The organism is Streptosporangium album (assembly GCF_014203795.1).
In the GTDB taxonomy this organism is placed as follows: Bacteria; Actinomycetota; Actinomycetes; order Streptosporangiales; family Streptosporangiaceae; genus Streptosporangium; species Streptosporangium album.
Window position 1 is genome coordinate 3,652,075 of the sequence record NZ_JACHJU010000001.1, and the last position, 14,499, is coordinate 3,666,573.

Below are 14,499 nucleotides of genomic sequence, written 5' to 3' on the forward strand. Positions count from 1 at the left end.
TGGAATCGGACGCTGCCAGCTTGGGAAGTGCATAGATCACGGCTTGTAGGGTGGCTGACCTGTGGTTAGGGACGGTCGTGAGTGACCGTGGTTGACCCCTCGTTACCGCAGGGCCCCGGCGTTGATTCGCTATGTCCAGTTCCGGCATGTTGATCAGATGTTGTAGACGGCGAAGGCCGCGTTGTGGTCGAGGAGGTCGCGGCGGGCGTGGGCGATGTTGTCTCGATCGGCCAGGCGCATGGTGCTGATCGCCAGGTCCCACTGTGTCAGGCTCTACTGAGACATACGGGATGAATGAGCTAGTTCCATCCTGTCCTCGCAGGTCGGAGGGGGTGGCCTGGCGGTGTTGAGTGTGCTCTCTCCTGGTAGACGGCTGGGATCATGGGTCTCGATCGTCCGCCGGGGGCAAATGTGGATCTTCCGGCTTTCGTCTGCGCTGCCCGGCCTGGGGTCGTTATCGTCCGTGTCCTGGTGATCTCGCCAGGTAATCGTTGTCTTGTCGGCCGGGGGAAGCCATGTCGTCACCGCTGCTGGAGCGCATCACCATGCGCCTGGTCGCGCTGGGCACGCACGCCGATCGGTTGCGCGAGCAACTGGCCGAGACCGAAGACGAGATGGACCGGCTGCGTGTGGCCGAGCAGGTGGTCAAGGAACTCCTCGCCGACGATCCCGCCGAGCAGCTCAACGCACCCGGCGAGCCCGGCGGTGAGCCGACGCCGTTCTACCAGGTGATGCTCACCCCAGCCCAGGCAGCAGAGCAGGCCTCCCAGGGGATAGAGCTGCGCCCCATACCCGTACCCGTACCCGCGTCCGTGCCCGTGCCCGGCGGTTTGCTGATCCCGCACCGTCACCACGCTGCCGGCACTGATGAGCTGCCCGCCGACTACCAGGCGCTACTGGCCGCGGTACGCGCCGCCGACGGCCCCCTCATCTGCAAGGCGATCTGCGCCCAGCTCAGCCTTTCCACCGAATCGGGGCAGGTCGAAGGCGTGCGGGCCAAGCTGAACCGGCTGGCCGAGCGGGGCTGGCTGCGCAAGACCCCCAGCGGCGCGTTCGCCCCCTGACCTCGGGCGGCCCACTGCGCCCACTGCCGCTTCCCGCAGCCCCTGGCCAGGCCCTGCCCGGGTGAAACATCCCGAGCGTGTCCCCGGCGGGGGCCTGGCGGCGTGTGACCACAACCAAAACCACGACATCGACAACGTCGAAGGCTTCGACGTCCGCCGAAGACACGCCCTCGCCTGTCTACTCCTGCATGCTGCCGCTGTCCACCCAAACCCTCACCTTCCTGGCCGACCTGCTGCGCGCTCATCTCAAGACCATCGGCTCGCGCTGGCGGAAACTGCCCGCCGGGAAGATCGCCACCATCGTGCTGGCCGTCTTACGCCATGACCAGCGCCTGGCCGACATGGCCGGCGCCAACAACGTCTCGGCCTCCACCGTGCGACGCTGGATGCTGGAGACCGTCGAACTGCTCGCCGCCCGCGCACCCCGCCTGGACCGCGCCCTGAAGAAGATCGCCAAAGCCGGTGGTGAGGTCGTCCTGCTGGATGGCACCCTGATCCGCACCCGCCGCCGCACCGGAGCCGACAACCGCAGGAACTACTCGGGCAAGCACAAGGCCCACGGGCTGCTCGTGGTGGCGCTCACCGACACCCGCGGCAACCTGCTGTGGGTCTCCGCCGTCCGGCCTGGTCGCGCATCGGAGATCACCACCGCCCGGCACAACCGCCTCACCGCCCGCCTGCGCGAGGCCGGGCTGGGCGCTATCGCCGACCTCGGCTTCGTCGGCCTGGACGACGATGACGACAATCCGGTCATCATCACCGGCCGCAAAGCCACCCGCGGCAGGCCCCTCACCCCCGCGCAAAAGCAGGTCAACCGGCTCATCAGCGCCGAACGCGCCCCCGTCGAGCACGGCTTCGCCACGTTGAAGGCCTGGCGCATCCTCACCAAGCTCCGCCTGGACGCCATCCACGTCACCAAGCTGCTCCGCGCGCTGATGGTCCTGGCCATCACCGAACACACCCGCTGACCGATGATCACCCACCATGATCAGTACCCACCACCAGCCAGAGCATGCCCTCAACGGATCACACCAGGCCCCTGACCAGCAACTTCAAGTTGGAACGATCTCAATGCACCAAACTGGCAGCAGTAGGGCGAGAACGGGTACGACACGTAGTGATCATGACCGAGCATGACCTGCAGTACAGCGACGCCGACGGCCCAGGCCCGCGAGCCGACCGGCCCAAGCGGTGCACGTTCACCGCCGCATACAAGGCGCGGATTATCGCGGAATATGAGGCAGCCGAACACGGCGGTAAGGGCGAGATCTGCCGTCGCGAAGGCCTGTATGACACCACCGTTAATCGGTGGCGCCGACAGCGGGATGAAGCCGCCCAGCGGGCACTGGCGGGCGAGCGGATGGTTCCAGTAACCGAGATGGCGCGGGAGAAGGCTGCGGAGAAGACCGCCTTGGCGCGTGCTGAACGGCTGGAGCGGGAGAATGCGAGATTGGCCGACAAGCTCGCGCGGACCGAGGCCGCCCTGGAGGTTATGGGAAAATTGCAGGCGCTCTTGGAGATGGTCTCCGAGAGCGCGGATTCGGACCGTTCGTAGCCGAGGCTCGCGCGGAAGCGCAGGAACAGCTGGAGCCACTCATCGGCATCACCAAGTCATGCGCAACAACCGGAATCTCATGTGCGACGCTGCATCGGCACCGCAACCCCCGGCCGAAAAGCGATGATTCATCGGCGTCATACCGGTCGGGTGGCCGGAGGGTGAGATTCCCTCCGGCCACCCGACCGTATTCTCAGGTGGACTGGGCCACGAAGTGGCCGAGATTCTGCCGGGGCAGGCCCAGCCGACCGGCCATCGGCTCCACCGACTTTCGCTTTCCGTCGAGCATCAGCCCGCGCAGGTACTGCTGGCCGTAGTCGCGTTGGCCTCGATGGGCGAGGTACTTGAAGATGTCACCGGCGAACTTCGCGAGGTCATCGTTCAGAGCCTCGACAGCTTGTAGGTCCATGACACCACGGTGACTCCGTTGGACAAGGTCGTTCAACTACACCGCTGAACAGGTCGAGGACCATGACCAAGCTCTGTGAAACCGTGGGGACTTTTCTATGCGGCGACGACCAGTTGAATCCGCCCTCGCTGCCGCGGTCGGTATGGAAGATCACCCCGTCGCCGTGCCTGCGCTTGCCGCCATCCACGGAGCCGCCCGCTTGGCGCGTCCGATCCTTCACGATCATCTTGGTCACAACAGGTTCGATGGCGCGTGTCCCAAAAAAGTTCGCAACAAATCCACTCCTTCGTGCATCTCACTTTTGGGTGCTGCTCGGGGTTTGACGGCGGGTTTTTATCCCTTAGGATCGCCGCCATGATCACAACTCTGGCGCTGAGCGCCGCACTTGTATTCACTGGATCGCCTGCTCAGGCACCTGCTCAGGCGCCTGTTAACGCGTCTGCCAAGACCGTGTCGTACCGGGGGATGACCCTCCAGGTTCCCGCTACCTGGATGGTCGCGAAAGAGGGGAGCGGGTTGCATGTCTCGACCGGTACGTGCTCCAGGGCGGCCGTCGAATGCGAAGGTTTCAGGATTGGTGGACCCATTGCCGTCAAGTACGGCCACGAGGGCGGCCAGTACAGCGTGAATCAGCCATACGAGCCCAGCAGCGGCGTTACCAAGTGCGTCACCGACAAGAAGTACACCACGGGCGCCGCCAAACGCCTGTACTCCGGGTATCGGTACATCGGCTCCAAGAAGGCGCACTACACCACCTGGGAGATCGCATGTAACACGGCGTCCGGCAAGCCAGTGCCGGGAAGCTCCTACAACCAGGTCGTCTGGTACTTGCCGTCCTCAAAGATGATCGTGGTGGACGAGTTCGGCACCGAGGGACTTGAGGACATCCTCGCAGAGGCCCACTGGAGGTAGTCGCCGGTAACCGTGCCTTCGGCCACATCGGTCCGGAGACGCACCCCCGCTTTTGTGTTTCGGCCGCCGGCACGGGTCGCGTTCTGGCTCGACTCAGCGGTCATGCCCACGCGGCCTTCCAGCAGGCCGCCGCGTATCCCGCGCTCGGCTCCGGGATGATCCCCCGCAGGAAGCCGAAGTCCGTAGGTGGCTGAGGTGAAGGCCTGATCTTCCCGCCCGCCACGCTCAGCAGGTCGGCTCCTACGGGTCAAACCCGTCTGTGACCGTTGGCATCCGATGATCGGGAACGGTGACCGGTCAACGTACACGCGAAGACGGGCTTGCCCCTCCGGCACCGGCCCGCTGCCGCTCTGCGGCGGGTCGAGGCGGACGCGAAGATCAGGCAGGGGGAAACATGCGCGTCCGCGGGTTGCGTCCGCGCGAGAATCGGAGCTTGATCGCGTGCCACACGCGTGCCGGATCCCGTGGGAAACGACGGGGAATCACGGTCACTTAGCCTGGATCCACGTGCGCCGTGAAGCGCTGATTGATTCGAGTGGAGGTGAGAGACCTTCACCGCTGTCCCTGTCGCAGCAGGGCGGTGGAGCTGGCGGCAGTCTGACCCGGGAGGTGCCGGGGAGGGCGGGAGCAGCCGCGACAAAGCCGGGACGGGCCAGTACAGCCAGATGGCGTGGGTCCGGCGAGCGTGACGGAAAGGAGTACGCGAGGAACCAGCGTGAATACGTCCCTTAAAGGCTCACCGGCTCAAATCTGGCGGATATGGGCCGGGTGCGGTGTGTCTCTGATCCTTGCCCAGGGATCGGGGAACTTCCGGGTTGGCACGTGGATGTCTGTCTGGGAGGCCATGAGGAAGGTCTGCGGCGTACTCATGGCGATGCCGCAGGGGTAGAGCTGGGCTCCTCCTTCGTCGAGCGAATCACAGTGAACACGGGAACCGTCTCGGTTCTGCCCGTTTGGCGTGCATCCAGCACGGGGGACGGGCTGGGCTCATCGTCGGCCGAACGGGCCGGGACGGGGCGGAGCCGCCGTAGTAGTCCGAGTCCGGGAGAGCCGGTCACATGGCGAAGGGCGGCAGCGGTATCGAGAAAGGCGGATGCTGTAATGCCGAAAGACGCGCCGGTGAATGTCGGCGCCTGGCCGGAGCAGGTCCCGATGGGGCCGCTCCGGAGGGTATCGGAGATGCAGGCCAAGCTTCACCGTTGGGCGGCGGCCGATCCTGGCCGCAGGTTCGACGACCTGTTCAATCTCGTGCATGACCCGGCGACGCTGATCGTGGCGTTCGACCAGGTCGCGGACAATACCGGGGCACGCACTGCGGGCGTGGACGGCCTGACGGTCGCCGACGTCGAAGAGCAGATCGGTGTCCCCGGGTTCCTGGACGACTTACGTGCCCAGCTCAAGATGGGCACGTTCCGGCCGCTACCGGTGCGGGAACGCAAGATCCCCAAGCCGGGCGGGTCGGGAAAGGTCAGGCGCCTCGGCATCCCTGTCGCGGCCGATCGCGTCGTCCAGGCCCCGGCGGTATCAATCAGTGGAATGAATTTCAGCGGCGATTAGCTCGGCCAGAACTTCGGCTGGCGTTTTATAGTTTAACACCCGACGCGGTCGCGAATTGAGAGAATCCGCAATGTCGTTGAGGATTTGCTCATTACTCGGAATTTCTGTACTCTTCGGAATGTATTCGCGAATCAGGCCGTTGGTGTTTTCGTTCGTACCGCGTTCCCAAGGGGAATGAGGGTGGGCAAAATAGACATCGATCTCGGTGGCCAGGGTGAACGCGGCATGCTTGGCCATCTCGATACCCTGATCCCAGGTGATCGACTTGAGGAAGCGTTCTGGCAGGTCAGCCACCTTGGTGATCAAGGCGTCACAGGCCGCGTCGGAGGTGCGGTCATCAGGAAGAGCCACGATCGCGGTGAACCGGCTGACCCGCTCGACCAGCGTGCCGGCGGCCGTTTTACCCGCTTTGCCGATAATGAGATCACCCTCCCAGTGCCCGGGGACTTGGCGGCCGGCGACCTCCTCGGGCCGGTCGTCGATGGACCGCATGCCCACGATCCGGGCACCCGGGGACTTTTTGCGCCCCCGCGGTTTACGCTCAGTGCCGCCTTTGCGTAGTTCGATGCCGCGCGCGGCCAACTCGCCCTTGGGCAAAGCGTAGATCCAGGTATAAATCGCCTCGTGGGAAATCACCTTCCCAGGGTCGGTGTATCCGTGCTCGTGGCGCAAGCGTCCGGCGATCTGGTCGGGCGACCAGCCGATCTTCAGCCCGTCCTCGACCCGGGCGCGAAGCCTGGGGTTATCGTCGAGTTTCCGGCATTTCGGGCGCGACCGCGAGGTGGCCGCGTGCGCGTCGGCCCGATGTGCCCGGTATCCGTCGCGTCCCCCGTGTCGGCTGATCTCTTGAGACACCAACGACGGAGTACGGCCGATGTGCGCCGCTATGTCCGTTTCGGACATCTCCGCCACCAGGCATCGCGAGATCTCCTCGCGATCTTCAAGTGTGAGCGGTCTGCGCGTACCCATCGACCCTCCATGGTCACCGTGTGTCACGAGGGCCGAGCCTGTCACGCTTCAAGATCTACTTCAGGAAGATCAATTCATTCGACCGATTGTGATCAAGGTGTTCGTCGAGATGCTCTCCGAACTTGCTTCCACCGCTTGATACCGCCCTATCCCACCCGTGATCAGAGGTGCGCACCTCGACCTCTCGTCGTGCTGCAAAAGCTATAAGGATCGCAATAGGCAAAGGTGTCCAGCGTCCATCATCGCGGATCCACACGGCTTTGGGATGGCCGCCAAAGTGCTGTCGAACCCACCGGCACCGGGTCCATAAGTGTTTCTCCTCCGACCCTATTCGGCGCCACCTATCTGGCGAAGACACCCCGCAGGTCGGGGCTCTCCTGGGGTTTTCTCAGGGGTACCCCCGATGCGTGGCCGCCCGGGTGGGCAGGATGATCTCCATCGTGAAGACGAAGAGCATGATCGCCGCCGGAGCGTTGCTGGCCTCCTGCGTGTTGTTGACCGGATGTGGCCTGCAGGACCTCGGGAAGGCTTCCGAGCGGGACGAAGTCTCCTATGACGTCGGGGACCAGGTGGCTAAGCTGGACGTTCGGGGCCGGACGGGGAACATCACGGTCGTCGAGAAGGACAGGACCGGGATCCGGGTCGTCGAGACTCTTCACTGGCGCGGGGACAAGCCGAAGACGGAGCACCGGGTGGAGGGCGACGCGCTGGTCGTGTCCTACCTGTGTGAGTCGGACTGGGGCTCGTGTGGCGTCGACTACCAGGTGGAGGTGCCCATGGGGTTGCACGTGAAGGTGGACAACCGGTCGGGCGACGTCACGCTCCGCGCCCTGTCCGGGGTGGTCGAGGCGGCGACCAGCTCCGGCGCCATCGTCGCCACCGAACTGGGCGGCAAGAAGTTTCTCGGCGAGACGGTGTCGGGTGACATCGAGCTGAAGTACACGGCTGAACCCGACGACGTCGAGATGGAGACCGGCAGTGGCAACGGCACCGTTTACGTCCCCGACGGGGTCTACGACGTGACCACGGACGCGGTCACGGGCGACGTGGCGGTGAAGGTCGCCGACAACTCGGCTTCGAAGCATCGGATCTCGATCACTACCGTTACGGGTGACGCGAAGGTCCTGCCCTCCTAGTCGGTGGTTTGTTGACATGGGGTCGATGTCGCGGTAAGCCGGTGGATAGGGGTAGTTGGTGCTGTTCGGGGGTGGTCGTGGTGGTGACCGCGCGGCGTCCGTGTCCACCGGCGCCGGGTCCGTTGGAGGAGTACGCGGCCCGGTTCGATGATCTGTGGTGCTCGCTCGCGCAGCGCCGGGGGTTTCGCGAATATCTGGCCGGGCTGTTGTTGCCGCGGGACCGGAACAAGACGCTGACGGCCCTGGCCGGTGCGGAGCCGGTGGTCGGGGCCCAGAATGCGGCGGTGCAGCGGCTGCAGTTCTTCTGAGTCGGAGTCGCCGTGGGATCACGAGAAAGTCAACGCCCGGCGCCTTGAGCTGCTGCGGGCCGATCCGGTGACCGCGCCGCATGCGGGCGGGGTGCCGGTGGTCGATGACAGGAGGGGACCGCAAGGACGGCACCGCCACCGCGCACACCGCCCACCAGTATCTGGGCTCGGTCGGGAAGATCGAGAACGGGATCGTGGCAGTGACCACACTCTGGGCCGACGAGCGGGTCTACCACCCGCTGCACGCGGTGCCCTACACCCCCGCCGCTCGGCTGCCTCGCGGCCGCAGCGATCCGGCATTTCGCACCAAGCCGCAGCTCGCGGCCGCTCTGGCAGGTCGGGCTCAGGCCGCCGCCGTGCCGTTTCGGGCGCTGGTGGCCGACTGCGCCTACGGCGACAATGCGGCCTTCACCGCTGAACTGTGGGCCGCTGGATTGGCCGTTCGTGCTCGCGCTCAAGCCGCACCAGGGCTCCTGGGCTCCGGTGGATGAGGCGCACACGCCGATCGACGCCGCCCGTGAGCTTGCCTGGGGAGGTCCCCAAGCGCCGGGCGCCTGGACCAAGGTCGTGCGGCGGTTTCGCGATGGCCGTAGCACCGTGTGGTGGGCCGCGGACGCGGTCTTGGGCGGCTACGGCCCGCACCAGGCGGTCCGGCTGATCGTCGCGACCGCCGACCCGGCGACGCTGCCGGCCAAGGCGACCTGGTATCTGGCCACCAACCTGCCCCGCCCTGGCAGCGTCCGTGCGGCCTGGAGCCCGCATCCGGCCGCCGGCCTGGCCGAGATCGTGCGCCTCTACGGCCTGCGGACGTGGATCGAACAGGGCTACAAGCAGGTCAAGGACGAACTCGGGTGGGCCGATTTCCAGGTCCGCTCCGATGCCGCGATCCGCCGCCACTGGGCCCTGGTGGCCTGCGCGTTCACCTTCTGCCGGCATGCCCGGCCCGCCGATCCGGTCCCGCCACCACACCTCCCGCCCGCCCCGGCCGACACCGACGGCGGAGAGAGGGGGGCCCACCGCCACAGTGCCACCCGTGCCACTGTGCTGGCCCCGCGCCGCCCGCCACGTCCGCGGTTGGCTGACCCCCTGCGCACTGCTGCAACGCTGGTGGCGCAACTGGTCGAGCAGGCCCCCGCCCGCTGAACTACAGGCCCTGGTCACAGCCGTCACCGCGGGGCGATCCCTCAACCTCTACGCCCCGCCTTAACAAACCACCGACTAGTAGGGCTTGGTTAGGTGGGGACGGGCTGGGCATGTCTGGGTAACGCGCGGCGGCAGGTGGGGCAGATACCGGCCCAGCAGGCCAGAAGCAGCTGCAACTCGGCGATGACCCGGTAGGTGCTCAAGCCGCAGCCGGCGCTTTTGGGTTGAGCCTTTCAAGGGTGCAGAACGCGTGAGCGACCGAGACCAGGGTGACGTGATGATGCCAACCGCTCCACGTGCGACCCTCGAAGTGGTCCAGGCCCAGGCCGGTCTTCAGCTCACGGTAGTCGTGCTCGATGCGCCAGCGGATCTTCGCCAGACCCACCAGACGCCGCAATGGAACATCGGCCTCCAGCGTGGACAACCAGTACTTGACCGGCTCCGGCTCACCGGGCGGCCATTCGGCCAGCAGCCAGCACACCGGCAACTCCCCGCCCGCATACGCGCGGCGGATCCGCACGCCCGCCGGCCGTACCCGCAGCGCGGCAAAGCGCGAGCGCAACGGCCCCTTGGACCCCATCCGCCACCGCACTGTGTGCAGCGCGCGCCGCCCGCCCTCCAGCACCAACTGCCGGGCGCTGATGCGCCGCTGCCGGTAGCGGGGCACCGGCCGCCGCCCGGTCCCCGCATACGGCGCGACGCTGCGGCAGGCCTCGGCCTCCAGCAGCGCGGTATCGGAACGCACCCCCACCACGTAGGGAATATCGCGCTCGGTCAGGCCCAGGCGAAAGGCCCCGTCTTGACCGTAGCCCTCATCGGCGACCACCAACGGCGGATCCAGCCCCCAACTCTCCAGCTCGTCGATCATGTCCAGAGCCAGCTGCCACTTGGGCACATGACCGACGTCGGCGGGGATTCGGCAGCGCTGCCGGCGTGCCGCCACCGCGGCCGGATCCTCCGTGCGCGGCGAGGCCGCATCCCACTGCTCGGGCACGAACAACCGCCAGTTCACCGGGCAGGAGGCGGCGTCGGTGACCAGATGCACGCTCGGCGCGACCTGGCAGTTCGCGGTCTTGCCCAGCGCCCCGCAATACTGCGCGGCCACGCCCGGCGACTCCTGGCCGTCCTTGACAAAGGACACATCATCGACCACCCATGCCACCGGGCCGATCGCCGCATCCATCCGCCAGGCCAGCTCGGCCAAAACCAGCTGATGCGACCAGGGGGCATCGGTGCAGAACTGCTGCAGCCCTTGGCGATCCACGCCCAGCCGGGCCGCCATCGGCTCCATCGATTTCCGTGCCCCGTCGGTCAGCAGGCCGCGCACATACCGCTCGCCCCACCGCCGCTGATCAGCACGGGCGAAACCGGAGAACATCTCAGCGGCAAACGTCTCCAGCCGCGCCCGCACGGCCTCGAGTTCTTGAGGGGTCATCTTCCCTCACCCCCAAACAGGTGACATACCGTCCCCTACCCGAGGTAACCAAGCCCTACTAGCGCAGCCACCGCAGAGCTGCGTCGGCGCAGTCCTCGGGGCTGCTGTTGAAGGCGATGGCTGCGTCGGGCGCGTGCTGCCGGACCAGGTTGACCACCTTCTCGAAAAATTCGAGCAACGGCTCGTGCTTGCGGATGCCGCCCCCGATCACCACGCAGACGTAGTCTTTGCGGGTCAGCGCCTCCACGATCGCTCCTTCCGGGTTCTCGTCGAGTGCCACCAGGCACCAGTCGGCCTCGATACCATGATCGTCGAAACGGGCCTGACCGCGTGCTATCGCCGCCTGGACCGGCTCCGGGTCCCAGCTCTGGATCTTGGCGGGATCGAGACCGACCACCAGTACTCGTGCCACTGTCACGCGTCCTCCTTCTCGCAGAACGTTTCCACGCCAGCGCGATGGTTGAAGGTGGTGCCTTGGTCCATCGACATTGTCGATCTCCTCCAGAGGGCGCCACGTTATCCCGATCTTGCCACGCGCGCTTCTCGACGTGCTCTCGTCAGAGTGACAGGACGTTGCGCTAACCGAGGCCGAGGACTGGGCCAGCGCGACCGAGGACAGCCACGGACAGGACCTTCCCGCGAACCAAATGCGAGGACACCCAGTTGGCCACGACGGCCAACCGTCGACCTCGACGTCTCCAGGTCCCCGTGAGCCGCTGACTAACAGGAGAAGTCGAAATGACACCCCGAGCGCCCAGCCAGTCAAAGTGCAGATAAGTGTGAAAAGCGGAAGAGAGTTCAGCCCGAGGCGTGACACACTGGGGTGTTTCGGTCGTGGACCGCCGACGCCGGTCGGATGTGCTCTTGAGATGCCTCCGGCGGGGGCGCTCCAGCTCCAGGATGATCGCCCGCACATTGCCGAAGACCGTAGGGGGCTGAGGTAGAGGCTGATCATCCCGTCGCCATCGACCCGGGACAAGCCGAGCAGACCAGGGCCAGGGCACGGGCTGATCGTCGTGCAATTGGCGTGCAATCAGACAGGGTGACGAGGGGTCAACCACGGTCGCTCCTGACCGGACCCACGCCCAGGTCAGCGCCCCTAACGGCCGTGATCCATGCGATTCCCAAGCTGACAGCGCGGGTTCGATTCCCGTCACCCGCTCCAAGTAAGAAAAGCCAGGTCAGGGATTGTTTCCCGACATGGCTTCCGTTCTCTCCGGGGCTCATTTCGATCTTCCGTGCCCGTTACGTGCCCGATCCCTCTTGATCTTCGTTCTTCCGTAGTGCCTCCTCGGCGAGCCTGCCCATGCTGTCGGCGATCATCTTGTCTCGCTCGTTCTCGGTGTGCAGATAGATCAGCGCCGCCCGCGTGGTCGAGTGCCCCATCCGGTTCATCAGCTCCCGGAGCGTCGCGCCCGACCGGGAGGCGAACTTGTTGCCCGTGTGGCGGAGATCGTGGAAGTGGACGCCCGAGATCTTCGCGTCCCTGAGCGCCTTGGCCCAGATGCGGGTGAAGGCGGGCCGCCGCAGCATGGCCCCCTTCGCGCCCAGGAAGACATACGCCTCTTCGTGATCATCGGTGTACCTGTCCAGGTGCACACGGAGCTCGGAGATCACCATTTCGGGCAGGGCCACGGTGCGCCTGCCCGCCGCGGACTTGGGTGGGCCGACGGTCACCGATCCGTCCTTGAGCTCGGTGGTGGAGGCCACGACCTTGACCGTCCGGGCGTCCAGGTCGAGGTTCTTGCGCTGGAGTGCCGCCAGCTCGCCCCACCGCAGACTGCCGAACGTCGCCAGGAGCACCAGCGCCCGAAACCGTGGTTCGATCGCGCCGGCCAGGATGAAGAGCTGTTCCATGGTCAGCGTCGGCCGCTCGGGGGAGTCCTCCTTGCCGCCGCTCTTGATCTGGCACGGGTTGGATTTGATCATCTTGTCCTCCACCGCCGTGTTCATGACCGCTTTGAGCAGCCGGTATGCCTTGGCGACGGTGACCGGCCCGACTTCTCCGTCCAGGAGCGTCTTGCGCCACTTGCGCACGTGAGCCGCCTTGATCTCGCTCACGGCCAGGTTGCCGAAAGTCGGGACCAGGTGCAGGCGGAACAGGCCCTCGTAGAGCTGGACCGTCTTGGGCCGCAGGCCGGGGCGCTCGTCCACCCAGTCGGAGCCGTACTCCTTGAAGGACACCTTGCCGAGGTCCGGATTGCTCCAGTCCTCCGCGAGGATCTCGGCCTCCTTCTTGGTCAGCCAGACCTCTGCGTCGCGCTTGGTCGCGAAGGTCTCCGGGGCCGCCCGATCGATGTCATCCGGTCCCCTGTAGCGAGCCTGCCACCGGCCCGACGGGAGTTGCCGAACGCGCCCGAAGCGCCTCTTGACCGTCTTCCTTGCACCCGACCGCCGGGGCTCTTCCTCGGGGGTGGAAACAGCGGTCTTGGCCATCACGCGGCCCTCCTGCGTCGTGTGGTGGTGATCGGTTCGACAAGCCCCGCCGCGATGAACGCCTCAAGTGCCGCTTCGGGGATGCGGACGTTGCGTCCGACGTGGATGAAGGTGATCCGGCGTTCCTCGATCAGGCGGCGAGGGAAGCGGACCGAGGTGTTCAGCCGTTCGGCGGCCTCTTCGACGGTGAGCAACCGGCCCTGCGCCAGTTCGGGAAGGAGCGAGACGGGCTCTTCATTGATCTTCCTGGTCATGCGGCCACCCCCGGCGGTGAAGTTGCCGAAAGATCTTCGATGGGTCGTCCGTCCGCTCTGGCTTGGAGTTCGAGGAGGCGTTTCCGGGTGCGGTGCCGGTTGGCGACGCCCCGGAGGAGGCGCTTGGCCAGCGGAGTGCGGGTCGGGTCCTTGGTGGAGACCGGTCGCCACACGTAGCGGTGCGGGTCGGTGGCCGTCTCGTCGGGCAGGCCGAGCGCATCCAGCACCCAGGCCCGGCGGTCCTGCCTGTGTTCGCGGAGGGTCTTGTTCGACCACTTGCGCGAGACCAGGACCCGACGACCGGCGTAGCCGAGGTGTTCGGGCTTGTGCGCCTTGCTGCGGCACCGGCCCGGCACCATGCCCGCCTTGGCGCCCTTAGGCTGCACGCCGTAGCGCAGCCAGTTCGCACACGTCGGCGAGCACGGTTCGTAGCGCAGTGCCTCGACCATCCGGGCAGCGTGATCACGCCGTGCGTGGTAGCCGATGTCGTCGGGGTCGAGGGTGTCGCCCAGGCTCTTGGTGAGGTACTTGGTCAGGTAGCCGATGCGTTTGTGGGCGTCCGGCGACCCGGCGACGATGCCCTGAACATCGACCTGATCACCGAAGCGGACCACATGCAACGGTTCCGCCGCCTCGTCCCGGTCCAGCTCGTCGAGCGCCTCATCCCAGGTGGGCAGCAGCTCCCCCGTGACCGGGTCGAGGTAGTCGCCGCTCTGCCCGTCCGGGTACGGCTCAGCGCGCTCATCCCGCGCGGTCCACACCGGCAGGTGGTCACCGTCGAAGCGGACCTCATCCACCGACGGCCACCACACCTGGTGGTAGGTCGCGGCGGCAATCTGCTTGATCTCCGCACGGGGCAGCGTCCCGCGGATGGCCATGTGCAGGTGGGGGCGAGCCGTTTTTGTGGTTCGACGGTCGCGAAGTACTGCACGTCGTAGCCGGCCACCCGGCGGAGGTTCTGCACGAACCGGTCGACCAGCTTGGAGAAGTGCAGCGCGTCCCGAGCCGCCCGCGCGTAGTCGTACGTGGCCGGGTCGACCGGCACGCCATGGCCGGATCGGATCTTGCCGTAGGAGGGCAGGGTGAGGGTGACGAACAGCGACGGACGGTAGACCCTGCCATCGGAGGCGACGAAGGTCCGGCCGAGGGTGGTGTCCTGCTTGGCCCGCTTGGGCAGGTCCGGGGCATCCTGGCGTCGCTTGGTCGAGCGCGAGCGCTTGGGAGCCGTCCGGCCGCCTAGTGCTGGGTTCCTCAAAGGGTGTTGAGCTGAGCGGTGGCCAGCCATCCTGATCAGGGGCATCGTGGATGACAGGGAGGTGGT

The 14,499-nt window shown here is 66.3% G+C and carries 14 protein-coding genes and 2 pseudogenes; 9 read left to right on the forward strand and 7 right to left on the reverse strand.

The genetic code is table 11. From position 1 onward, the window contains the following. Positions 1-515: 515 nt before the first annotated feature. The 3 genes from FHR32_RS17505 to FHR32_RS17515 all read left to right on the forward strand — a co-directional run bounded on the left by FHR32_RS17505 (position 516) and on the right by FHR32_RS17515 (position 2,619). A complete protein-coding gene (locus FHR32_RS17505) occupies positions 516-1,064 on the forward strand; it encodes a hypothetical protein (RefSeq protein ID WP_184753076.1) in 549 nt (182 codons plus the stop codon). Positions 1,065-1,252: 188 nt separating this feature from the next. Continuing rightward, the gene (locus tag FHR32_RS17510) at positions 1,253-2,032 is read left to right on the forward strand and encodes a transposase family protein (protein WP_184753075.1); all 780 of its coding nucleotides are present in this window, start codon (positions 1,253-1,255) and stop codon (positions 2,030-2,032) included. A 155-nt stretch (positions 2,033-2,187) separates the two neighbouring features. Continuing rightward, a complete protein-coding gene (locus FHR32_RS17515) occupies positions 2,188-2,619 on the forward strand; it encodes a transposase (RefSeq protein ID WP_184755285.1) in 432 nt (143 codons plus the stop codon). Positions 2,620-2,815: 196 nt separating this feature from the next. Here the strand turns inward: FHR32_RS17515 and FHR32_RS46015 are convergent. Beyond that, positions 2,816-3,028 (reverse strand): annotated as a pseudogene (locus FHR32_RS46015) (transposase); the annotation flags it as partial. A gap of 354 nt (positions 3,029-3,382) precedes the next feature. Here FHR32_RS46015 and FHR32_RS17525 point away from each other — a divergent pair. Next, positions 3,383-3,940, forward strand: coding sequence for a hypothetical protein (locus FHR32_RS17525; protein ID WP_184755287.1), 558 nt, complete (start codon positions 3,383-3,385; stop codon positions 3,938-3,940). Positions 3,941-5,119: 1,179 nt separating this feature from the next. After that, positions 5,120-5,497, forward strand: coding sequence for a reverse transcriptase family protein (locus FHR32_RS17530; RefSeq protein WP_221465444.1), 378 nt, complete (start codon positions 5,120-5,122; stop codon positions 5,495-5,497). Here the strand turns inward: FHR32_RS17530 and FHR32_RS17535 are convergent. Then, entirely contained in the window at positions 5,465-6,466 is a 1,002-nt protein-coding gene (locus tag FHR32_RS17535) for an IS30 family transposase (RefSeq protein ID WP_184755288.1), read from the reverse strand. The genes FHR32_RS17530 and FHR32_RS17535 overlap by 33 nt on opposite strands. Positions 6,467-6,894: 428 nt before the next feature. On the opposite strand from FHR32_RS17535, the gene FHR32_RS17540 reads away from it, so the two are divergent. From FHR32_RS17540 to FHR32_RS42990, 4 genes are all read left to right on the forward strand, one after another. Then, positions 6,895-7,602, forward strand: a complete 708-nt coding sequence (locus tag FHR32_RS17540; protein ID WP_184755289.1) for a DUF4097 family beta strand repeat-containing protein — start codon at positions 6,895-6,897, stop codon at positions 7,600-7,602. A 41-nt stretch (positions 7,603-7,643) separates the two neighbouring features. Beyond that, a complete protein-coding gene (locus tag FHR32_RS42980) occupies positions 7,644-7,910 on the forward strand; it encodes a hypothetical protein (protein ID WP_221465275.1) in 267 nt (88 codons plus the stop codon). A gap of 104 nt (positions 7,911-8,014) precedes the next feature. Next, entirely contained in the window at positions 8,015-8,401 is a 387-nt protein-coding gene (locus FHR32_RS42985) for a transposase (protein WP_221465445.1), read from the forward strand. Next, a complete protein-coding gene (locus FHR32_RS42990) occupies positions 8,355-9,053 on the forward strand; it encodes a hypothetical protein (RefSeq protein ID WP_221465446.1) in 699 nt (232 codons plus the stop codon). The genes FHR32_RS42985 and FHR32_RS42990 overlap by 47 nt, the downstream gene beginning before the upstream one ends. A 199-nt stretch (positions 9,054-9,252) precedes the next feature. Here the strand turns inward: FHR32_RS42990 and FHR32_RS17550 are convergent, their stop codons facing one another. From FHR32_RS17550 to FHR32_RS17570, 5 genes and pseudogenes are all read right to left on the reverse strand, one after another. Next, the gene (locus FHR32_RS17550; protein ID WP_184755290.1) at positions 9,253-10,488 is read right to left on the reverse strand and encodes an IS701 family transposase; all 1,236 of its coding nucleotides are present in this window, start codon (positions 10,486-10,488) and stop codon (positions 9,253-9,255) included. Between the two features lie 58 nt (positions 10,489-10,546). Continuing rightward, positions 10,547-10,906 (reverse strand): hypothetical protein, encoded by a 360-nt coding sequence (locus tag FHR32_RS17555; RefSeq protein WP_184755291.1) that lies wholly within the window; start codon positions 10,904-10,906, stop codon positions 10,547-10,549. Between the two features lie 827 nt (positions 10,907-11,733). After that, the gene (locus tag FHR32_RS17560) at positions 11,734-12,924 is read right to left on the reverse strand and encodes a tyrosine-type recombinase/integrase (RefSeq protein ID WP_184756576.1); all 1,191 of its coding nucleotides are present in this window, start codon (positions 12,922-12,924) and stop codon (positions 11,734-11,736) included. Beyond that, a complete protein-coding gene (locus FHR32_RS17565) occupies positions 12,924-13,178 on the reverse strand; it encodes an excisionase family DNA-binding protein (protein WP_184755292.1) in 255 nt (84 codons plus the stop codon). Before FHR32_RS17565 ends, FHR32_RS17560 begins: the two co-directional genes overlap by 1 nt. Then, a pseudogene (locus tag FHR32_RS17570) lies at positions 13,175-14,478 on the reverse strand (replication initiator). Before FHR32_RS17570 ends, FHR32_RS17565 begins: the two are co-directional and overlap by 4 nt. Between the last annotated feature and the right edge of the window lie 21 nt (positions 14,479-14,499).